Origin of the sequence: Shimia fortis (assembly GCF_040225985.1) — a bacterium.
Taxonomy (GTDB): domain Bacteria; phylum Pseudomonadota; class Alphaproteobacteria; order Rhodobacterales; family Rhodobacteraceae; genus Shimia.
In genome coordinates, this window is sequence record NZ_JBBPEU010000001.1 from 642,890 (window position 1) to 663,714 (window position 20,825).

The 20,825-nt window shown below is 61.9% G+C and carries 22 protein-coding genes; 11 read left to right on the forward strand and 11 right to left on the reverse strand.

The window, feature by feature from the left end; translation table 11 throughout:
• Positions 1 to 59: 59 nt before the first annotated feature.
• Positions 60 to 398, forward strand: a complete 339-nt coding sequence (locus WNE31_RS02965; protein WP_349978175.1) for a hypothetical protein — start codon at positions 60 to 62, stop codon at positions 396 to 398.
• Between the two features lie 6 nt (positions 399 to 404).
• Here the strand turns inward: WNE31_RS02965 and sfsA are convergent, their stop codons facing one another.
• Positions 405 to 1,115 (reverse strand): DNA/RNA nuclease SfsA, encoded by a 711-nt coding sequence (gene sfsA / locus WNE31_RS02970; RefSeq protein WP_349978177.1) that lies wholly within the window; start codon positions 1,113 to 1,115, stop codon positions 405 to 407.
• Positions 1,116 to 1,161: 46 nt separating this feature from the next.
• Here sfsA and WNE31_RS02975 point away from each other — a divergent pair, with 46 nt between their 5' ends.
• The 4 genes from WNE31_RS02975 to WNE31_RS02990 are packed head-to-tail and all read left to right on the forward strand — an operon-like array spanning position 1,162 to position 4,155.
• Complete coding sequence (locus tag WNE31_RS02975) at positions 1,162 to 1,881, forward strand: competence/damage-inducible protein A (protein WP_349978179.1); 720 nt, start codon at positions 1,162 to 1,164, stop codon at positions 1,879 to 1,881.
• Positions 1,878 to 2,606, forward strand: a complete 729-nt coding sequence (locus WNE31_RS02980; RefSeq protein WP_349978181.1) for a GNAT family N-acetyltransferase — start codon at positions 1,878 to 1,880, stop codon at positions 2,604 to 2,606. Before WNE31_RS02975 ends, WNE31_RS02980 begins: the two co-directional genes overlap by 4 nt.
• An 11-nt stretch (positions 2,607 to 2,617) precedes the next feature.
• Positions 2,618 to 3,190 carry a peroxidase-related enzyme gene (locus WNE31_RS02985; protein WP_349978183.1) on the forward strand — a complete coding sequence of 191 codons (573 nt, stop codon included), beginning with the start codon at positions 2,618 to 2,620 and terminating at the stop codon, positions 3,188 to 3,190.
• On the forward strand, positions 3,187 to 4,155 hold the full coding sequence (locus tag WNE31_RS02990; protein WP_349978184.1) for an OmpA family protein: 969 nt from the start codon (positions 3,187 to 3,189) through the stop codon (positions 4,153 to 4,155). Before WNE31_RS02985 ends, WNE31_RS02990 begins: the two co-directional genes overlap by 4 nt.
• 90 nt (positions 4,156 to 4,245) lie before the next feature.
• Here WNE31_RS02990 and WNE31_RS02995 read toward each other — a convergent pair whose 3' ends face one another.
• Positions 4,246 to 5,151, reverse strand: a complete 906-nt coding sequence (locus tag WNE31_RS02995) for a LysR family transcriptional regulator (RefSeq protein ID WP_349978186.1) — start codon at positions 5,149 to 5,151, stop codon at positions 4,246 to 4,248.
• 144 nt (positions 5,152 to 5,295) lie between these two features.
• Positions 5,296 to 6,204 carry an AEC family transporter gene (locus WNE31_RS03000; RefSeq protein WP_349978187.1) on the reverse strand — a complete coding sequence of 303 codons (909 nt, stop codon included), beginning with the start codon at positions 6,202 to 6,204 and terminating at the stop codon, positions 5,296 to 5,298.
• Between the two features lie 132 nt (positions 6,205 to 6,336).
• Here WNE31_RS03000 and WNE31_RS03005 point away from each other — a divergent pair, with 132 nt between their 5' ends.
• Positions 6,337 to 7,275 (forward strand): homocysteine S-methyltransferase family protein, encoded by a 939-nt coding sequence (locus WNE31_RS03005; RefSeq protein ID WP_349978189.1) that lies wholly within the window; start codon positions 6,337 to 6,339, stop codon positions 7,273 to 7,275.
• Here the strand turns inward: WNE31_RS03005 and WNE31_RS03010 are convergent.
• On the reverse strand, positions 7,272 to 9,299 hold the full coding sequence (locus WNE31_RS03010) for an NADPH-dependent 2,4-dienoyl-CoA reductase (protein WP_349978191.1): 2,028 nt from the start codon (positions 9,297 to 9,299) through the stop codon (positions 7,272 to 7,274). The two genes, WNE31_RS03005 and WNE31_RS03010, sit on opposite strands and share 4 nt — an antisense overlap.
• 78 nt (positions 9,300 to 9,377) lie before the next feature.
• Complete coding sequence (locus tag WNE31_RS03015; protein WP_349978193.1) at positions 9,378 to 9,692, reverse strand: hypothetical protein; 315 nt, start codon at positions 9,690 to 9,692, stop codon at positions 9,378 to 9,380.
• Between the two features lie 114 nt (positions 9,693 to 9,806).
• Here WNE31_RS03015 and WNE31_RS03020 point away from each other — a divergent pair, with 114 nt between their 5' ends.
• The gene (locus WNE31_RS03020; protein WP_349978195.1) at positions 9,807 to 10,565 is read left to right on the forward strand and encodes an SDR family oxidoreductase; all 759 of its coding nucleotides are present in this window, start codon (positions 9,807 to 9,809) and stop codon (positions 10,563 to 10,565) included.
• 310 nt (positions 10,566 to 10,875) lie between these two features.
• Here the strand turns inward: WNE31_RS03020 and WNE31_RS03025 are convergent, their stop codons facing one another.
• Positions 10,876 to 11,253, reverse strand: coding sequence for a hypothetical protein (locus tag WNE31_RS03025; protein WP_349978196.1), 378 nt, complete (start codon positions 11,251 to 11,253; stop codon positions 10,876 to 10,878).
• Between the two features lie 22 nt (positions 11,254 to 11,275).
• Positions 11,276 to 12,049: a DUF6478 family protein gene (locus WNE31_RS03030; RefSeq protein ID WP_349978198.1), complete on the reverse strand. Its 774-nt coding sequence runs from the start codon at positions 12,047 to 12,049 to the stop codon at positions 11,276 to 11,278.
• A gap of 248 nt (positions 12,050 to 12,297) precedes the next feature.
• On the opposite strand from WNE31_RS03030, the gene WNE31_RS03035 reads away from it, so the two are divergent.
• The 3 genes from WNE31_RS03035 to WNE31_RS03045 all read left to right on the forward strand — a co-directional run bounded on the left by WNE31_RS03035 (position 12,298) and on the right by WNE31_RS03045 (position 15,586).
• Positions 12,298 to 13,179: a CPBP family intramembrane glutamic endopeptidase gene (locus WNE31_RS03035; RefSeq protein WP_349978199.1), complete on the forward strand. Its 882-nt coding sequence runs from the start codon at positions 12,298 to 12,300 to the stop codon at positions 13,177 to 13,179.
• Between the two features lie 82 nt (positions 13,180 to 13,261).
• Positions 13,262 to 14,218, forward strand: a complete 957-nt coding sequence (gene accD, locus WNE31_RS03040) for an acetyl-CoA carboxylase, carboxyltransferase subunit beta (protein WP_349978201.1) — start codon at positions 13,262 to 13,264, stop codon at positions 14,216 to 14,218.
• A gap of 96 nt (positions 14,219 to 14,314) precedes the next feature.
• Positions 14,315 to 15,586 (forward strand): bifunctional folylpolyglutamate synthase/dihydrofolate synthase, encoded by a 1,272-nt coding sequence (locus WNE31_RS03045; protein WP_349978203.1) that lies wholly within the window; start codon positions 14,315 to 14,317, stop codon positions 15,584 to 15,586.
• Between the two features lie 220 nt (positions 15,587 to 15,806).
• Here the strand turns inward: WNE31_RS03045 and zapE are convergent, their stop codons facing one another.
• Positions 15,807 to 16,883 carry a cell division protein ZapE gene (gene zapE / locus WNE31_RS03050; protein ID WP_349978205.1) on the reverse strand — a complete coding sequence of 359 codons (1,077 nt, stop codon included), beginning with the start codon at positions 16,881 to 16,883 and terminating at the stop codon, positions 15,807 to 15,809.
• A 138-nt stretch (positions 16,884 to 17,021) separates the two neighbouring features.
• Here zapE and WNE31_RS03055 point away from each other — a divergent pair, with 138 nt between their 5' ends.
• Positions 17,022 to 18,266, forward strand: a complete 1,245-nt coding sequence (locus tag WNE31_RS03055; RefSeq protein ID WP_349978207.1) for an MFS transporter — start codon at positions 17,022 to 17,024, stop codon at positions 18,264 to 18,266.
• Here WNE31_RS03055 and WNE31_RS03060 read toward each other — a convergent pair.
• From WNE31_RS03060 to WNE31_RS03070, 3 genes are read right to left on the reverse strand one after another with little or no spacing between them, the layout of a single operon-like run.
• Positions 18,263 to 19,177 carry an alpha/beta fold hydrolase gene (locus WNE31_RS03060; RefSeq protein ID WP_349978208.1) on the reverse strand — a complete coding sequence of 305 codons (915 nt, stop codon included), beginning with the start codon at positions 19,175 to 19,177 and terminating at the stop codon, positions 18,263 to 18,265. The genes WNE31_RS03055 and WNE31_RS03060 overlap by 4 nt on opposite strands.
• A complete protein-coding gene (locus tag WNE31_RS03065) occupies positions 19,174 to 19,794 on the reverse strand; it encodes an HAD family hydrolase (RefSeq protein ID WP_349978210.1) in 621 nt (206 codons plus the stop codon). Before WNE31_RS03065 ends, WNE31_RS03060 begins: the two co-directional genes overlap by 4 nt.
• A 40-nt stretch (positions 19,795 to 19,834) precedes the next feature.
• Complete coding sequence (locus WNE31_RS03070) at positions 19,835 to 20,803, reverse strand: DMT family transporter (protein WP_349978212.1); 969 nt, start codon at positions 20,801 to 20,803, stop codon at positions 19,835 to 19,837.
• Between the last annotated feature and the right edge of the window lie 22 nt (positions 20,804 to 20,825).

Sequence of the window (20,825 nt, forward strand, 5' to 3'; positions counted from 1 at the left end):
GCGCACAGCGCCGGACGTTTGGAAACGATTTCTTAATCTTCTTGCGTCACTCAGGGGTTATGCGTGCGTTTTGGATCATCCCTCTGCTTTGTCTGGCCACCGGGCTTCTGGCCTGCAATGCGCCGGGGATGCATTTTCAAGGTGCGCCCGTGACGCGGGCACAGGTGTTGGGCACCTCTTTTGAAATGCGGCGGCAGGATGATCGGGTGCAGGTGATGCGGACCAATGCCGAATATGCCCCCCGTCTGAGCCAGCAATTGGGCAGACGGGCTGAAATCGCGGTGGAAACCACGTATCACTGCCCCGTGGACCGGATTCGCGGGGATGCGGCGTTGATGACGGCCACCCTGAAATGCGGTGCAGCGGATGATCTGGCGCGCATCGGAAACGGACCCTGACGGATGTCAGGGATTGCGCACAAAGGGCAAGGGCGCGCCGATTTTGATCTCGTCGGGGGACAGGACACAATCATAGGCCATCACCTGGACCCCTGCATCCGTGGCGGCATCAAAAGCTGCGGCATAGGCGGGGTCGATATCGTCGGCCAGGGTCACGCGCGTAGCGTCAGTGCGCTGCACGAGATAGAACATCACGGCGCGGTGCCCCTGTCGGACAACTTCGCGCAATTCACCCAGATGCTTGGCGCCGCGCTTGGTCACACTGTCGGGAAACTCTGCCAGACCGGGAACCCTTGAAAGGGTCACGCTTTTGACCTCGACATAAAGATCTGGCGCGTCGGCACCGCTCAGCAGGAAATCAATACGGCTGTTTTCGCCGTATTTCACCTCGGGGCGCACCATTGGATAGGCCGCCAGTTCCGGCAAGGCGCGGTTCAACAGTACCTGTTTCAGCGCACGGTTCGGCACCGAGGTGTCCACGCCCGTGAAGTGCCCGTTTTCGTGGTCCACAAGACGCCAACCGAATTTGAGTTTCTTCTTCGGATCATCATTGGGTTCCAGCCAGATCCGGCTGCCCGGTTCGGCCAGCCCCATCATGCTGCCGGGGTTGGCGCAATGGGCAGTCACCTCGCGCCCGTCGTCCAGCCGCACATCGGCCAGAAACCGTTTATAGCGGCGGATCAGCACGGCGGGAACAAGAGGGGTTTGAAAGCGCATGGGCACAGGCCTATACCTGCTCTTGTCGAGTGACAAGGAGAAGACGATGCCGAACCCCACCGCTGCGATGCTGGTCATTGGTGACGAGATTCTGTCGGGGCGTACGCGCGACTCGAACATGCATTTTCTGGCTGGCGAACTGACGAAACATGGCGTGGACCTGAAAGAGGCGCGTGTGGTCGCCGATAACAGTCCCGCCATCGTGGCCGCCTTGCAAGAGTTATCTGCTCGTTATGACCACCTGTTTACCAGCGGCGGCATCGGGCCGACCCATGACGACATCACCGCCGATTGCGTGGCCGAGGCCTTTGGCCAGTCCATTCACGTGCGCGACGATGCCTTTGCCCTGCTTGATGCCTATTACAAGGCCGAAGGGCGCGAGTTCAACGCCGCGCGCCAGCGCATGGCGCGAATCCCGGAAAAGGCGACCCTGATCGACAACCCTGTGTCGATCGCGCCCGGGTTTACCGTGGAAAACGTACATGTCATGGCCGGTGTGCCGTCGGTGTTTCAGGCGATGGTCGCCAGTGTCCTGCCGGGCATTACCGGGGGCGCGCCGTTGTTGTCGCAATCCCTGACCATCCAGCGTGGCGAAGGCGATCTGGCCGGGCCGCTGGGTGAATTGGCCGCAGAATTCAGTGACCTGTCGATCGGGTCTTACCCGTTCCAGAAAAACGGGGCTTTCGGCGCCAATATCGTGATCCGCGGCACCGATGGCGCGCGCATCGACGCGGCCATGACCAAACTGGCCGAGGTCTTCGCATGACCCTGCCCGACGCCCAAAAATTGTATGAGGTATGCGAGGCCACATGGCCCCCCGCCGTCGTGTCCGACTGTGGGCCTTTCCTGATCCGGGACGGGCAAGGGGGCGGCAAACGCGTCTCGGCGGCCACCGCAACCGGACCATTTACGCTGGACGACATCACCGCTGCCGAAACGGTCATGCGCGCCCTGAACCAGACGCCACTGTTCCAGATCCGCGAGGGTGACGACGCGCTGGATGCGGCGCTGGCGCAGCGCGGCTATGACATCATCGACCCCGTCACGATGTACGCCGCCAAGGCCGGGGATATCGCCACCGAACTGCCCCCGCGCACCGCCGCCATTGCCGCATGGGAGCCGCTGGCCATCATGCGCGAAATCTGGGCCGCGGGCGGCATCGGTCCCGAGCGGGTCGAGGTCATGATGCGGGTCAAGGGCCCCAAAACCGGCTTTGTCTCGCGCTGGCAGGACAAACCCGCCGGTAGCAGCTTCTGCGCCATGCACGACGGCATCAGCATGGTGCACGCAGTCGAGATCGTCCCGTTCCAGCGCCGCATGGGCGTGGGCCGCTGGCTGATGCGTCGCGCGGCGTATTGGACGCTCGACAATGGCGGGCACACGCTGTCAGTGATCTGCACCGATGCCAACGTCGCGGCAAACGGTTTATATGCTTCCCTCGGAATGCATGTTGTGGGACGGTATCATTACCGCATTCTGCAAGACGACTGAGAGGGAGACACATGAGCCAGTCCGATTTGCCCACCGCGTTGAACCTGCCGCCGGTGGACCCGTTGCCCGAGGCGACGCAAAAATATTTCGACATTTGTCAGGAAAAGCTGGGCATGGTGCCCAACGTGCTGCGCTCTTACGCCTTTGACATCGACAAGCTGAACGCCTTTACGGCGATGTATAACGACCTGATGCTGGCCGACAGCGGCCTGACCAAGCTTGAGCGCGAGATGATCGCCGTGGTCGTGTCGTCAATCAACAAGTGCTTTTATTGCCTGACTGCGCATGGCGCTGCGGTGCGCGAATTGTCGGGTGATCCCGAACTGGGCGAGTTGATGGTGATGAACTACAAGGCGGCCCGTCTGGATGTCCGCCAGCGCGCGATGCTGGATTTTGCCGAGAAGATTACCAAGGAAAGCAGCGCCACCAGCGAAGCCGACCGCCAGGCTCTGCGCGATGTCGGGTTCTCGGATCGCGATATCTTTGACATCGCCAGCGTGACCGGGTTCTTCAACATGACCAACCGCGTGGCCTCGGCCACCGACATGCGTCCGAACCCCGAGTATCACGCGCAGTTCCGGTGAAACGTCTTGCGGTCATAGCCGTTCTCCTGTGGCCGCATGTCGGGCTTGGCTTTTCGCCCGACCTGCCCGACGGGGCCGCCGCGCTCGCCGACAGGGTGGTGCCCGATCATGTCTATGATTTTCCGATCGGCGTCTGGGACAATGGCGCGTTACCTGTCGAGCGCCTGCAGGGAGACGCCGTTCAGCGCAGTTGGCGGCTGGATGCCGGTGTCATGTCGCCCGCCGTGTTGATGGAAAGTCTGCGCAAACAGGTGGCCGAAGATGGCTATGAGATCACCGTGGATTGCGCGGCCCAGCCCTGCGGCGGGTTCGATTTCCGTTATGCGATCGAGGTGATGACTCCGCCCGACATGTTTGTCGATCTGGCCGAGTATTACTTTCTCGGGGCAACGCGGGGTCAGGGCCCCTCGCGCGAGGCGCTGACCATCCTGACCAGCCGTTCGGCCCTGTCGAGCATGCTGCAGATCATCGAGATCCTGCCAGAGGGCCAAGCCGCCCCGCCCAAGGGTTCGCCCACGTCAGACCCGGTGCGCCCGATGGCCCGGCCTGATCCGGCGGAGGTGGTTGTAAAACCTCAGAACGACGCGCAGGGGCTGGTTCCGTCCTTGCTGGCCAACGGACATGCGGTTCTGCCTGATCTGGAATTTGCCACCGGGTCTGCGGAACTGGGTGCCGGAGAGTTTGCTGCGCTTATGGAACTCGCGGCGTGGCTGGGGGGCGATCCGGCCCGCCGTGTGGCGCTGGTGGGCCATACCGACAATGCAGGCAGCACCGAGACGAACCTATCCCTGTCCGAGGGCCGTGCCCGCGCGGTCATGCAACGTCTGATCACGCGTCACGAGGTCGGCGAGACCCAGCTTGAAGCGCACGGTGTCGGCTATTATGCGCCTGTTACCTCGAACGCCACGGCAGAGGGGCGGGACCAAAACCGCCGCGTCGAAGTTGTCATTCTGTCAGCCCCCTGATCCGCGATAATCCGGATCTGCAAAAGAAAAGGCCCGGGGCTGCGACCCGGGCCAGTCAGGCTTTTGGAAAAAGCCGGGGGAATAGGGAAGTTACCAGTCGGTCGGGCCCTTGTCGGCGAAGGCATGGACCAGGAAGTCGATGAAGGCGCGCACCTTCGGCTGGGTAAAGCGGCCGGGCGGATAGACGGCATAGATACCCTGCGTCTCGACCGGCAGATCGGGGATCACGTCCTCGACCAGACCTTGCGCCATGGCGTCGGCATACAGGAAAGACGGTAGGTAAGCGATCCCGAGACCCGCCACAGCGGCGTTCAGCAGGGATTGCCCGTCATTCACACTCAGCCAACCGGCGGTGCGGACCTGACGTTTCTCGCCCGAGGGCGCGGTCAGCTTCCAGACGGCGCCGTTGGACTGGTTCGAATAGTGCAGCAGCTTATGTTCGTTCAGGTCGTCGATCTTTTCGGGGCGGCCGTATTTCTCGAAATAGGCGGGGCTGGCGATCATGCGTTTGGTGGTTTCGGTCAGCTTGCGTGCCCGTAGCGTACTGTCTTCGAGTTCCCCAATACGGATCGCCATGTCAAAGCCTTCCGAGATCAGTTCGACATAGCGGTTGTTCAGCACCATGTTGACCGTGATTTCGGGGAATTCAGCCAGAAATTCGCCCAGTACCGGCGACAGGTGATTGACGCCAAAATCGGTGGCCACGCTGATCCGCAGCAGGCCGGACGGGGCCGACTGCATCGACGTTACCAGCGCATCCGCTTCGCCCGCGTCATTCAGCACACGGCGCGCGCGGTCGTAATAGGCAAGGCCGATTTCCGTGGGGCTGACACGGCGCGTGGTCCGGTTCAGCAGCCGCGCGCCAAGCCGTGCCTCAAGCGACGAGACATGTTTCGAAACCGCCGATTTCGAAATGCCCATCTTCTTGGCCGCATCAGTAAATCCACCCTGATCCACCACCGTGGCAAAGGCTTCCATTTCGGTCAGGCGATCCATGTTCTCATTACCTCACATCTCGTGTTCAAGGATGAGTTATCGGTGCCAAATTGGGCAGAAGCAGGGCGGTGCTCAGACAATATCAGGGTTTTGCAGCGGATCGTTTGCGTCGCGGAAACAGCGAAACAATCGGTTTCCCGTGGCTCAGAACACCAGCTCGATCAGCGTGATCCAGACCGGCAAAGTGACCGCCCCAAGCAATGTAGACTGGGCCACCAGCGTCGCCGACAGGGTCCGGTCGGCCCCGAATCCAGCGGCCAGAACATGCGAGGCCGACGCGGTTGGCATGCAGGCAAACAGGGTCAGTGTCGTGGCCAGCACCGGATCGGTGCCCAGCAGAACACAGCTGCCCATGGTCAGCGCGGGCAGAATCACCAGCTTGGTCGCACAAAGGATGCCGCTGAACCGGTCAAGTTTGGCCAGCGCGCCCCAGTTCATGGTCGCACCGACAGAAATCAGCGCCACGGGGATGGCCGCCTGCGCAATCATCTCCAGCGGCGCCAGCAGCGGTGCCGGAATGCTAATGCCGCTCAGCCCCACGATCACGCCAGAGACTGACGCGATCAGGAACGGGTTGGTGGCGACTTTTTTCAGGGTCTGGACAAGCGATCCGCTTCCCCGCGACAGGGCGCTGACCGCGAATACGTTGGCCACCGGGATAGCCATGCCCACTGCCACAGCCAGTTCCCCGATCGGGGGATTGGACAGGGTGGTGACCGCCACAAAGGCCAGCGCCGTGTTGAATCGCCAAGCGGTCTGCCACGCTCCGGCGAAATCCAGAAAACTGTCGGGCCCGAAGCGTCGCGCGAGATACCCGAAACACAAGCCCGCCGTCAGAATGGCCCAGACCGCCGGTCCGATACTGAAGATATCGCGCAGGGCGATGGGGCGCTGCGAGGCCGCGACAAAGATCAACGTGGGAAACAGAATCTCGAAGTTCAGCTTGTCCAGCCCTTGCCACGCATTCACCGAAAGGCGATTGCGCACCAGCCCCCCGAGTCCCACCATCAGGAAACTGGGTAGAAGACCAACAAGAATCGCGACAAAGACCATGCGCCCATCTAGGCAGATTGTTTCGAGGCGGCAATCTTGAAAGCGCACCAAGGCCGGCCCGTACGCGCCGAATTTGGTCGCTGCCTACGTGACGTGATATGACTGTGCATCTGCACAGAACGGGATACCCAGATGTCACTGCACCGCCAAACCCTCCCGCAAAAAGCGGACTTACCCTTTCTGGCCTATGTCGGGATGGAAACCGATCTGATCTTCAACCGTGGCATGGATTTGCCCGGATTTGCCTCTTACCCATTGCTGGAAACGAAGGAAGGCCGCGAAACACTCTGCGGCTATTTCCGGCAATTGATGCGCATTGCCCAGACTCATGGGCTGGGGGTGATCCTTGAAAGCCCCACTTGGGTGGCGAACGCAGATCGTGCAAGGCCGCTTGGGTATACACCAGCGCAATTGGCCGATTTCAACAAGGCGGCAATCGCGCTGATGGTCGACATGCGTAACGAGATCGGGGATCTGCCAACGGTGATCAGCGCCAATATCGGCCCGCGCGATGATGCCTATGCGCCGGGCACGCAGATGACGGCCAAGGACGCCGAAGCATATCATAGGCAACAGATCACCACGCTATCCGACACCAAGGTCGATATCGTCAGTGCTTACACGCTGGCCTACCCTGCAGAGGCGATCGGCATCGTCAACGCCGCGCGAAGCTGTGACTTGCCTGTCATCGTGGCGTTCACGGTCGAAACCGATAGCTGCCTGCCCACGGGGATGTCACTGGGGGATGCGATTTGCGCCGTGGATGACGCGACCGACGGCTATGCTCGCTATTTCATGATTAATTGTGCGCATCCGGATCACTTTACCCCTAGCCTTGACGACGCCCCGTGGATGCGTCGCCTGCAAGGGGTGGTGGCAAATGCTTCGCGTTGCAGTCACGCAGAACTGGACGAGGCGACCGAGCTTGATGACGGCAATCCTGCCGAACTAGCAGATCAACTGGCCGCCCTGCGCCAGCAAAACCCCAGCTTGAATGTGCTTGGGGGGTGTTGCGGCACAGATATGCGGCACATGGAGCAGCTTGCGCAGCGACTGGCGCGCAGTTCCTAAAGTGCGGCGGCCAGCCTTGTGCCCTGGTCAATCGCGCGTTTGGCGTCAAGTTCAGCGGCCACGTCGGCCCCGCCGATGACATGTGGCGTGATCCCCCTGGCTTCGAGCGCGTCGGCCAGTGATCGGTCGGGAAGTTGCCCGGCGCAGATCACGATATTGTCCACTTCGAGAACCTGTGGGTTCTCGCGCGTCTCTCCGAACGAGATATGCAGCCCGGCGTCGTCGATCTTTTCATAGTTCACGCCGCCCATCATTTGCACGTTCTTCATCTTGAGCGCGGCGCGGTGGATCCAGCCGGTGGTCTTGCCCAGCCCCTTCCCCAGCGCCTTGGCCTTGCGCTGCATCAGCGTGACCTCGCGCGCGGGCGCATGGGGTTGCGGGCCTTCAGGGGCCAAGCCACCTGGGGTGGTTTCGGGGTCGCCGACGCCCCATTCCTTCATCCATTCCGGCAGGTTTTCGGTCAGGCTTTCGCCTTCGTGCACGAGAAACTCGGTCACGTCAAAGCCGATGCCGCCCGCGCCGATCACGGCGACACGTCTGCCCACCGGTTTCTTTTCGCGCAGCACGTCAAGATAAGACAGGACTTCGGGGCGGTCGCTGCCGGGGATGCCCGGATCGCGCGGCACGATGCCGGTCGAGATCACCACCTCGTCAAACCCGGCCAGATCATCGGCCGAAACCTCGGTTTTCAGGCGCAGGTCGATGCCTTCGGCGGCGACCATGGTTTCATACCAGTCGACCAGCCCCCAGAATTCTTCCTTGCCCGGAATCTGCTTGGCCACGTTCAACTGCCCGCCCAACTTGTCGGCGCGATCAAACAGCGTGACCTTGTGCCCGCGTTGTGCAGCCGTGATCGCGGTAGACAGGCCCGCAGGGCCAGCGCCCACAACGGCGACGGTTTTGGGCGCAGCGGCGGGGGTGATCTGCAATTCGGTCTCGTGACAGGCACGCGGGTTCACGAGGCAAGAGGTCAGCTTGCCCGAGAAGGTGTGATCCAGACAGGCCTGGTTACATCCGATGCAGGGCGCAATCTGGTCGGCGCGGCCCTTGGCGGCCTTGTTGACGAAATCCGCATCCGCAAGGAAGGGGCGCGCCATCGACACCATATCGGCGCAGCCTTCGGCCAGAACCTCTTCGGCCACGTCGGGCATGTTGATCCGGTTCGAGGTGATGACGGGAATGCCCACCTTGCCCATCAGTTTTTTCGTGACCCACGCAAAGGCGCGGCGCGGTACGCTGGTGGCGATGGTCGGGATACGCGCTTCGTGCCAGCCGATGCCGGTGTTGATGATGGTGGCACCGGCCGCCTCGACAGCCCGGGCCAGTTGCACCACTTCTTCATGGGTCGATCCGTTGGGGATCAGGTCGATCATCGACAGGCGGTAGATGATGATGAAATCCTCGCCCACGGCCTCGCGGCAGCGGCGCACCACCTCGACCGGCAGGCGCATGCGGTTTTCGTAAGACCCGCCCCAGCGGTCTGTGCGCTTGTTGGTGTGGGTAACAAGGAACTGGTTGAGGAAATAGCCCTCGGATCCCATGATCTCGACCCCGTCATAGCCTGCTTCGCGGGCGCGCACGGTGGCGGTCACGAAATCCTGGATCTGTTTCTCGATCCCCTCTTCGTCCAGCTCTTTCGGCGGGAAGGGCGAGATCGGCGACTTGATGGCAGAGGCCGAGACACATTCCGGACCATAGGCATAACGGCCCGCATGCAGGATCTGCATGGCGATCTTGCCGCCGCCTTCATGCACGCGGTCGGTCACGATCTTGTGGTTTGCGATGTCCTGATCGTTGAACAGGCCCGCCGCGCCGGGAAAGACGCCGCCCTCTTTCGACGGGGCCATGCCGCCGGTCACGATGAGCGCCGCGCCGCCGCGCGCGCGTTCACCATAGAACTCGGCCACGCGGTTCCAGTCCTTGGTTTCTTCCAGTCCGGTATGCATCGAGCCCATCAACACGCGGTTTTTCAGCGTGGTGAAGCCCAGATCAAGCGGTGCCAACAGATGGGGATAGTCTGTCATGGGTGCCTCCTCAAATTTGCTTTACCAAAACGTAAGGGCAGGGGTTTGTCATGTGGAACGCCGCGTAAATCCGCGCGATCAGACGTCGCGTAAAACGGTGCCGGCGGCATTGTCGATGACCAGTGGCGTTTCAAAATAGACGAAGGTCGGGCGACTGCCATAGAGGCTCTCGGCCAGGTCGCACCATGCGTCGTCATGCGCGGCCTTTGCGGCCTCGAGTGTCTCCCATAGATAAATGCCACCACCGGTCCGGGCGGCCGGATCGTAAAGATACTGTTTGCGGATCAGGGCGGGGCGATCTTGCCAGCGCGGGATCGTGGCCTCGAACAATTCGAGCACACGGGCGCGGGGCATGTCCTCGGGCAATGTGAAACGGACGATTTCGGTGATCATATGGTGTCCTCCCGACCCCAGAAAACAGAGCCGGATGGGATCTGTCACGTCAAAACGGCTGGAACGTCCGACAGAGCATGGGCAATATGGCGCCAAATCAATCAGGAGACGGGCATGGCCGACTACGGTGTTTTTTCTCTTACGGGGCAGACGGCGCTTGTCACCGGATCGAACAGCGGGCTTGGGTTTGCGGCGGCGCGGCTTTTGGCCGAGGCGGGGGCGATGGTCTGGGTCAATGGCCGGGACCGGGACGCAACCGCGGCTGCCGCAGAGGCGATCCGTTCAGACGGGGGGCAGGCGCGGGCCCTGGCCTTTGATGTGGCCGATGCCGATGCCGTGGACGCGGCCATTTCCGAGATTGCCGAGGACGGGCTTTCGATCCTCGTAAACAATGTTGGGATGCGCGACAGGCGCACCTTGCCCGAGTTCAGCCGCGCCGATGTGATGCGCCTGCTTGAGGTCGATCTGGTTGCGCCGTTCATGCTCTGCCAGAAGGCGGCGGGTTTGATGGGGGCTGGCGGGCGGATCGTGAATATCTCGTCCATCGCGGGGATCATCGCGCAGTCGGGCGATGCGGCCTATACCACCGCCAAGGCGGGGATCAATGGCATGACCCGCGCGCTGGCGGCCGAATTGGGGCCGCAGGGGATCACCGTCAACGCCATCGCGCCGGGGTTCTTCAAGACAGAACCCAACCGTGCCGCCGCCGCCGATCCCGCCATTCAGGCGCGACTCGAGGCTGCCACGTCGCTCGGCCGTTGGGGGGAACCGGCGGAGTTGGCCCCTGCGATCCTGTTTCTGGCCTCGCCTGCGGCGAGCTATGTCACGGGGCAGGTTCTGGCGGTGGATGGCGGCTATACCGCACATTATTAGGTTAACGGCAGGGGTGCAGTCACGCCAAACGCGCCACCCGGGGCCATGCCCGGGCAGCGGTCTTGCTGTATTCTGATCGGTGTTTCGGAATGCCCGATGATGACAGGCGGCGCCGCCAAAATAAGGTGGAAAATCCGACAGGGCACATAGCCCCGGCCGTTCCGGTCAGGCCCCCCGCGTCACCGGGGGCCGCGTTTCCAAGTCATCTGCGACAAGGGGTTGCCATGCCCCTTGAAGGTTCGAACGGGCACAGGTTTATCGCACCCGGTGTTAAGGCGGGCTTGCGCCACCGTGCGGTTGCCGCGCGGCGTTACATGGTTTCAAGGCAATGGCGCCGGAAGGCCCGCTTCAGCATATCAAGTTCCGCGCGCAAAAGATCCAGTTCGGCCCGGATATCATCGGCCAGAACCTCGCCCGAAATCATGGTGATCTTGTCCAGCAGATCACCCGTGTTTGTGTCGGTAATCAGAAAGGTCTGCACGCCGTCCGCAATCGCATCGGTCGGGATCGGCACCCGCAGCACCCAGCGGTTATGGGCGACGTCCTCTTTCACCTGCACGCCGTGGACCGGCTGATCCAGATAGGTGACCGTGATCGCGGGTTCGGGCAGCGATCCGTCCTCGCGGGTCAGTGCCCCTTCCCAGACCCCTTCGAAAAGCCGTGTTTTGGTCAGCGTCCATGCGCTCATGTCTGTGCTCTCCTCTTTGGGGTTAGAATTCGGCGCGCGGGCGGCGGCTTAGGGTGACGTCGCGCAGGATGACCTGGTTCAGTTCCGGGCCTTCGAAAATCAGGTCGACCCACATCTTTTCCACCCGCTTTTCGTTCAGCTTGGAATAGGCGAGGTCGAATTCCACCATGATCTCTTCCGCGTTCAGCGGCAGTTCACGTACGATCTGTTCGGTGTTGGGGCCGTGTTTGATGTTCAGACGCGCAAAGATTTCGAGCGGCTTTTCCAGCTCGACAATCGTGGTCAGGCGGATCAGGTGGTTACGCTTGAGCCCGTCCACGGCCTCGAACGGGAAGTCGATCACCAGCGACAGGTAAGACCCGTCAAACCGGAACACGTCCATGCGCAGACCGAACGGGGCAAGGTCGGCCTCGCGCGTGTTGCGTATCTGGCGCAGGGTCAGTTCGGATACGTGACAGTCGTGAAACAGGGTGACTTCGGGGCCGAGCTTCTGTTTGTTCTGGGCCGAGGCGATGCCGATTTTCGCAAGCGGCATCCGCCACAGGTCAGGCCGCCATGACCAGTCGGTTCCGTGGGGTTTGGGAAAGGTGCTTGATCCGATGAGGGGCAGGGCCAGCCGGTTTTCCGCCACGGACAGCACCGTATCCAGATGCTGCCGCAACTTGCTGGCCTGCGTCCGCTGCCGCCGCAGCGTGGACAGGTTGGTCTTGCTGGCAGAGCGGGCCGCGCGCGCCCAGTAGCGGCCGACGGCTTTCTGATAGAGGCGCTGTAGCATCCCGCTGTTGTTCTGCCCCATGTACCCGATACTCCGAACCCTGAAATTTGTTTCCATTGTGGAAACAGTGCGCTTTTGCTTTTTTCATTATCTACCGGATTGGTTTCGGCATCTCAAACCTGCAATGTGATTTTTTTGAATATTTCGAGATATTTCCAGTGATGATGCCACATCATCGAAGGGAGGGTGTGCACAGGCGGCGATTGCAAAGCCCCGGCAAATTTGGCACCCATGCAGTCTGACAGGGCATCAAGGCAGGCATTTGCGACATGGCGGGATATCGACTTCATGAAGTGCTGCTTGCCCCGGCGCGGCCCACCGCGCAGCCCGCGCGCCTTGTCGGCGGGGTAATCCTGACGGTGGCGGGGTTCATGGCGATGAACGTAATGTTCTACCAGATCCTGCAGCAGACCCCCCTGTGGGATGAACTGCGCCCCGCCTTTTCCGACGGCACCGATTATCGCGCGATCTGGATCATGCTGGGCAACTTCGCGCTGTTGCTGTCGGCGCTCGGAATTGCGATGCAGATGGTGCACAACCGCCCATTGCTGGCTCTTTTGGGCCCGCGCAAACTGTTCCTGTTTGATGCGCGGCGGGTGCTGCGGCGGGTCATGCCCCTGTTTTTGCTGGTATTCCTGATTCCGTCTCCGGCCGGTCTTGCGCCGGACTGGAACATGGCGTTGGCGCAGTGGCTGATCCTCGTGCCCTTCACGCTGCCGCTGATCCTGTTGCAGGTGGGGACCGAGGAACTCTTGTTCCGGGGCTATCTGCAAACCCATCTTGCGGCGCGCTTTCGCTCGCCCCTTGTGTGGATGGTGCTGCCCTCGGGGCTGTTCGCCTATCTTCACTATGATCCCGAGACTTTTGGCCCGAACGCGGTGGCGATGGCCGGGCTGACCGGGCTGTTTGCGCTGGCGGCGGCGGATCTGACGGCGCGGGCGGGCAATCTCGGGCCGGCGGTGGCGCTGCATTTCGTCAACAACGTCTTTGCCATCCTGATCACGGGGATGGACGGCTATTGGGACGGCCTGGCGCTGTTCACGCTGCCCTTTGACCCTTCTGACGTCGAGACCGTGCGCCAGGGGCTGATGCTCGAGGCGCTGGTGATCCTGTGCGGCTGGCTGGCGGCGCGGATTGCGATACGGCGCTGATTGCATTTCCTGACGTAGCGTCTTATCTGACAGGGACTGCGAAAAAACCGCCTCGTCTCGTCGCGCAAAAAGGAAGGCACGCATGAACTGGATCACCAACTATGTCCGTCCCCGGATCAACTCGATCTTTTCCCGTCGCGAGACGCCGGACAATCTCTGGACCAAGTGTGATGACTGCGGCACCATGCTGTTCCACCGCGAACTGAAGGCCAATCTCAATGTCTGCACCCAGTGTGGGCACCATATGGCCATCACCCCGCGCGAACGGTTCGATGCCCTGTTTGACGGCGGTATTTTTACCGAGGTCGACGTGCCCGCGCCGATCGCCGATCCGCTGCACTTCAAGGATCAGAAAAAATATCCTGATCGTATGAAGGCGGCGCAGAAATCGACCGGCGAGAAAGAGGCGATGCTGGTCGCCGAGGGCGAGATCGGGCGCACGCCGATTGTGGCGGCCTGTCAGGACTTCAGCTTCATGGGCGGGTCGATGGGCATGTATGTCGGCAACGCGATCATCGCTGCCGCTGAGCGTGCGGTTGAAATGAAGCGCCCGTTGATACTGTTTTCCGCAGCGGGCGGTGCGCGGATGCAGGAAGGCATCCTGTCGCTGATGCAGATGCCGCGCACGACCGTGGCGGTGCAGATGCTGAAAGAGGCCGGGCTGCCCTATATTGTCGTGCTGACCCACCCCACCACCGGCGGGGTCACGGCGTCTTATGCGATGCTGGGTGACGTGCATATCTCGGAACCCAACGCGTTGATCTGTTTTGCCGGGCCGCGCGTGATCGAACAGACGATCCGTGAAAAGCTGCCCGACGGGTTCCAGCGGGCGGAATACCTGCTGGATCACGGGATGCTGGACCGCGTGACCAAACGCACCGAGATGCGGGACGAGTTGATCACCATCACCCGCATGTTGCTGGGCCTGCCCCCGGCGGTGGCTGGCGATTTGCCCGCACCTGCGCCGGAAACGGTCGCGCCGCCGGCCGACGATGCCGCGCCCGAAGCCCAAGAGGCCACGGCCGAGGCCGAAAAATAACCGTCTGTCGGTTTTGACCTTTCAAACGGGGCTTGCGGACCAAGACCGTGGCCCCGTTCGTGTATCACGACGCGCGACCCAGTTTCAGAGGCGGACATGACCCAGACTTCGGATGCCATCCTTGCGCGCATGATGGCGCTGCACCCCAAGATCATCGACCTGACCCTTGACCGCGTTTGGCGCCTGCTGGATGCGCTGGACAACCCGCAAAACGACCTGCCGCCGGTGATCCATATCGCGGGCACCAATGGCAAGGGATCGACCCAGGCCATGATCCGCGCCGGTCTGGAAGGGGCGGGCAAATCCGTACATGCCTATACCTCGCCGCATCTGGCGCGGTTCCATGAACGCATCCGCCTTGCCGGAGAGCTGATTTCGGAATCTTACCTGACCGAGGTGCTGGACGAATGCTATGATCGCAACGGCGGCATCGACATCACCTATTTCGAGATCACCACCTGCGCGGCCCTGCTGGCCTTTGCACGCACCACGGCGGATTACACGCTGCTTGAGGTGGGGCTTGGCGGGCGTCTGGATGCCACCAACGTGATCGACCGCCCCGAGCTCACGATCATCACGCCGGTGTCGATCGACCATGAACAGTTCCTTGGCAACACGATTGCCAAGATCGCCGCCGAGAAAGCCGGGATCATCAAGCGCGGGGTGCCCTGCGTGGTGGGGCCGCAGCAGGACGACGCCATGGATGTGATCGAGGCCACCGCTGCACGGCTGGGCGCGCCGCTGATCGCCTACGGCCAGCACTGGCACGTCTATGAGGAACGCGGGCGTCTGGTGTTTCAGGACGAGACCGGGTTGCTGGACCTGCCGATGCCAGCCCTTCTGGGCGAGCATCAGGTGATGAATGCGGGCGCTGCGCTGGCCGCGCTGCGTCATCTGGGGTTTGACGAGGCCGCCTGCGAGGCGGCGATGCGCAATGCCGAATGGCCCGCGCGGATGCAACGCCTGAAAACCGGCCCCCTGTGCGAAACAGCCCCCGAGGCCGAACTCTGGCTTGACGGCGGGCACAACGCCGCGGCGGGGGTGGCCTTGGCGAAACTGCTGGCCGGGTTACCGAAGCGGCCCACGCACATGATCTGCGGGATGCTGAACACCAAGGACGTCACAGGATATCTGCGCCCGCTTGCCGCCGAGGCCCAGAGCCTTGTTGCCGTGTCCATTCCGGGCGAGGCCAACACCCTGCCTGCAGAAGACACCGCGGCCGCGGCCTCATCCGTGGGCCTGCCCGCGTCGGTGGCCGCGTCGGTCGAAGATGCTCTGGCCGCGATCCTGTCGGACGATGCCCGCGCGCGCGTTTTGATCTGCGGATCGCTTTACCTGGCGGGTCATATTTTGCGCGAAAACGGATGAGTGATTCGCGATTTGCGAATCACCCCATTGACTGATTCGAATCACCCTGCCTATAGTAATTCAGGTTTCCTGCATCCCCGCGGACGAGAAGCAACAAACGGGATGCACACGGATTTCAGGGACAGGCAGGCAGAAAAATGGGGGGTGCGGGGGCGCCCCCCTTATAATTTTGCACCCAGAGCCTTGGGAATTTCAGCGTTTTCAGAGCCTTAAACGGGTGTCAGGCGTCTTCACGCCCCCAGCTTTCATCCTGCATTTCGCGCAGGCGGCTGGCGGTGCGTTCGAACTCGAACGTGCCTTCGCCTTCCAAATACAGCATTTCGGGTTCTGCGGCGGCGGAACAGATCAGGCGCACCTTGGCCTCGTACAAGGCGTCAATCAGAGTCACGAACCGCTTGGCCTCGTTGAAATTCGACCGTGACAGGGCCGGAATGTCCTCAAGGATCAGAACCTTCACCGCGTCGGCAATGGCAAGGTAATCGCCGGGGCCAAGCATCGCGCCGCACAGGTCAAAGAACCGCGCCCGCCCAATCCCGTTGCGATAGGCGGGGATGGTGACCTGACGCCCCTTCACGGTCAGCACCAAAGGTTCGGCTTTGCCGCCGGTCAGGTCTTCCCAGATCGACTGGATACTTGCGCGGGCCTCTGTGCCGGCCTGCACGAAATAGACCTGATTGCCCTGCAGCCGGTTCTGACGATAGTCACGCGGACTGACCATTTCCCAGACATGCAGCTTTTCCTTGATCAGGTCGATAAACGGCAGGAACAGCTGGCGGTTCAGGCCGTCCTTGTAAAGGTCGTCTGGCACGCGGTTCGACGTGGTGACCACGACCACCCCGGCCTCGAACAGTTTCTCGAAAAGGCGCCCGACGATCATCGCGTCGGTGATGTCGCTGATCTGCATCTCGTCAAAGGCGAGAACCCGCACGCTCTCGGCGACGGCGCTGGCCACGGGTTCGATCGCGTCCTCGACCCCCTGCTGGCGGGCGTCGTGCATCCCGGCGTGGATTTCCTGCATGAAGGCGTGGAAATGCACGCGGCGCACCGGCACCTCGAGCGCGTCAACAAACAGGTCCATGATCATCGACTTGCCGCGTCCGACCCCGCCCCAGAGGTAAAGGCCGGGCACGTGTTCGGGTTGCGCGGACTTGCGGAACCACCCTTTCTTGGGCAGCGGTTGCAGCACCGCCTGCCGGATACGTTCGAACTCGGGCAGGACAGCCTGTTGGGCGTCGTCGGCGTGCAATTCGCCAGAGGCCACCTTGGCAGCATAGATATCGGGCAGAGACTGGGTCATGCTCTTCCCTTACCGAATGCGGGGCCGTGTGAAAAGACGTGGCGGCACATAAGAAAAACTGATGTGACCACCCATGATTCCTGATTTGACCGGAAAATGTGTTCGGGTCATTTTGTACCGGCGAAACAGGAGATCCCCATGGAAACGCGCGCGCCCCTTTTTACCCCCGTGCTGCTGGTTGGTTGCGCGATCATCCTTGTGTCCTTTGCCATCCGCGCAAGTTTCGGGGTGTTCCAGATTCCCATCGCGGATGAATTCGGTTGGGCGCGGGCCGAGTTTTCGCTGGCGATTGCGATCCAGAACCTGGCCTGGGGCATCGGCCAGCCGATCTTCGGGGCGATTGCCGAAAAGATCGGGGACCGCAAAGCGATCATCATGGGGGCGCTGATCTATGCCGCGGGGCTGGTCCTGTCGTCTTTTGCCGTGACCCCGGGCGCGCATCAGTTTTACGAGATATTCGTGGGCTTCGGCATCGCCGGAACGGGGTTTGGCGTGATCCTTGCCGTGGTCGGCCGCGCGAGTTCTGACGAAAACCGGTCAATGTCTCTGGCGATTGCCACGGCGGCAGGGTCGGCGGGGCAGGTCTTCGGCGCGCCTCTGGCCGAATGGATGCTGGGCTTCATGTCATGGCAGACGACCTTCCTTGTCTTTGCTGCCGCGATCCTTGGCACGCTGCTGTTGTTGCCGATGATGCGCGCGCCCGCCGTCAGCAAGGCCACGCTCGAGGAAAACATGGGGCAGATCCTGGTTAAGGCGTTCAAGGACCCGTCCTATACGCTGATCTTCCTCGGCTTCTTTTCCTGTGGCTATCAACTGGCCTTTGTAACGGCGCATTTCCCCGCCATGATTACCGAGATGTGTGGCGCGATTGATCCTTCGGGAACATTGGCGGCCATCGGTGTCTCGACCACCTCTGCCCTCGGGGCAGTGGCGATTTCGCTGATCGGGCTGGCCAATATCGCGGGCACGCTTCTGGCGGGCTGGGCCGGTAAACGCTATTCCAAGAAATACCTGCTGGCTGCGATCTATACCGGCCGTACCATCGCGGCGGCGGCTTTCATCATCTTTCCGATCACCCCGACCAGCGTTATCATCTTCTCGATCGTGATGGGGTCTCTGTGGCTGGCCACTGTCCCCCTGACCAGCGGTCTGGTCGCGCATCTTTACGGGTTGCGCAATATGGGCACGCTTTATGGCATCGTGTTCTTCAGCCACCAATTGGGCAGCTTCCTGGGTGTCTGGCTGGGCGGGCGCATGTACGACATGTATGGCGATTATACGATGGTGTGGTGGATCGGCGTGGGTGTTGGCGCCTTCAGCGCAATCGTGCACCTGCCGATCCGGGAAAACCGCACACCGCCTGCCGGGGCGCTTGCGGCCTAACGCTTCAACGCCGGCCCGAGCCTTTGCCAGAGCGCGTCGGTATGGGTGTAGACCAGACCATGCCCGCACCCGTCCATGACAATCTGGGTTGCCTCGGGGTTCCACATGGCCAGCCTGTCCTTGCAGGACAGCGGGATGATGTCGTCTTCGGCGCCCCAGACCGCGACCACCGGAATTTCCGCGTCGTGCAGCTTGCGATGCGCCTCTTCCAGCGCGGTGCCCAGGATGCCGCTCAGGCTGTTCTGGACCGAGCGCAGAAAGCCGCGGTAGCGCAACTCTTCCAACTGCCTGTCATATATCCCAGTGACCGAGCTGGACAGGGCGCGTTCCGCAGCAACGCCCTTGCGCAGGGTGCCGGGATAAAAGGCGTGAATCATCCACTGACCCAGAACAGGGAACCGCCGCGCCAGATCTGCGGCGCGCCCCAGATCATGCCCAAGACCCGCAGGCACCAGCAGCACCACCTGCCGCACGCGATCGGGGCGGGCGGCGGCAAAATTGGCCGAGATGGCACTGCCCATCGAGTTCCCGATCAGCGTGACAGGCGCAGTCAGGTGAAGGTGATCGAACAGTTCGGACAGCATCGCATTGAAGAACGCGGCATCCTGTTTGCCCCTCGGACGGTCAGAGTTTCCGCGCCCGTAAAGATCAAGCGTCAGCACTCGGAACCCCGCACCCACCAGATGCGGTGCCAGCCCTTCCCAGACAAGGCCCGGTGTGGTCAACCCGTGCACGCAGACCACCACGGGGTCTGCCTCATCCCCCTGCCAGCGATAGGCGATGCGTCCTTTCGGAAGATCCGCGAACTGAATGTCTTCGGGCACGGGGCGGCCGGTGACCGGTTCGCGAAACAGCTCAGGCAGAAAGGGGGCCGCGGTGAGCGCTGCAAGGGGAAGCGCGGCCCAGATCATTGCGCCTGCTCGGGTGTCAGCAGCCCTTCGGCGACTAGGCGCGCGGCCCAGCCCTCGGGGCCGGTAAAATGATGCGTCTGCCATCCGCGCGCGTCAGCGGCGGCGATGTTGTCGGCGCGGTCATCGGTGAACAGCAGGGTTTCGGGCGCCAACCCGCAATCCTGTTCGACATGGGCATAGATCGCCGGATCGGGTTTGATCAGCTGCAAGCGCCCCGACACGTATTCGCGGTCAAACCCTTTCAAAAACGGAAACGCCTCTTGCGAGATCGGGAAATTGTCCCACCCGAAATTCGTGAGCGTGAACACGGTCACACCATTGTCGCGCAGCGCGCCAAGCAGGCGCACGGAATGTGGGATCGCAGGCGCGGCAAGGTCGTTCCAGTTGTCGTGCCACATGCGGATTTCTTCCCCCCAATGGGGGAACCGGTCTGCCAGAGGATAGACCACGTCGCGCAGGGCCACGCCTTCGTCGACCCTCTGGTGTTCTTCGTGCAGCGGCACTTCGGCAAAAAAGGCCTCGCGCCGCTCGGGACCGATCACGCGGTCATAGAAGTTTTCTGGCTGCCATTCGATCAGCACGTTCCCGATGTCGAAAATCACGGCGTTGATGGGCATCCTGTCTCTTGTCCTTGGCCGGGTTCTGGTCGGGGCGACCCTAGCGGCGGGTGCGCGGCCGTGCCAGCCTTTTGCGCGGACTTTGAAGGCTTTCGCGCCAGACGGTGAACAAACCCGCCCCAATGATCAGCGTCATGCCAATCCAGGCGGCCATATCGGGCCATTCGTCAAAGAACAGCGCGCCGAACAGGATGGCCATGGGCATCGCGGCGTATTCCAGCGGCGCGATGACGCTGGCCTCGGTCAGGCGATAGGCTTGCGAGATGAAGAACCCGCCAAATGCGCTGGCCACGCCGATCAGGATCAGGAAAGGCCAGTCCGTCGTGGCCGGAAAGCTCCACGCCCGAAGAAGAAACGCCCCCATGCCGTCGCCATCCCCGGCATAGGCCCCATGCCCAAGGGCCAACCCGATGGCACCGCTGACCAGAACAAAGGTCAGCTGGATATAGATCGCCATGGTCGTCGCGCTTTCGGTCCCGCCGATCTTGCGCGTCAGAATGTGCAGCGCGGCATAGGCCACTGCCGACAACAGCGGCAGAAGCATGGCCCATTGGAAATCGGCATTGCCGGGCCGGATCATGATCAGAACCCCGATCATCCCGACACAGACCGCACCCCACCGGCGCGGCCCCGCCTTTTCCCCCAGAAACAGTACCGAAAAGGCGGTGATCAGCAGGGGGCTGACAAAAAACACTGCCACCGTGTTCGCCAGCGGCAGCACCGACAGGGCAAGGAAAAACGTCATGTTGGCAAAGACTACGCAAAACCCGCGCAGCATGTGCATGCCCAGTCGCTGGGTCTTGAGCGCGGACAGCCCGCCGGTGAACGGCAACAGGACCAGCAATAACAGCAACAGAGCGATGCCCGATCGGATCAGCACGATCTGGTGCAGCGCATAGCCCCCGGACAGAAACTTGATCGCGGCGTCATTCAGCGAAAAGCAGAATGTCGCAATCAGGGCCGAGGACGCGCCAAGGGCGGTTCGGTTATGGGGCTCCGGTGTCGACATGGGGGCAGAACATCAGGCGCGG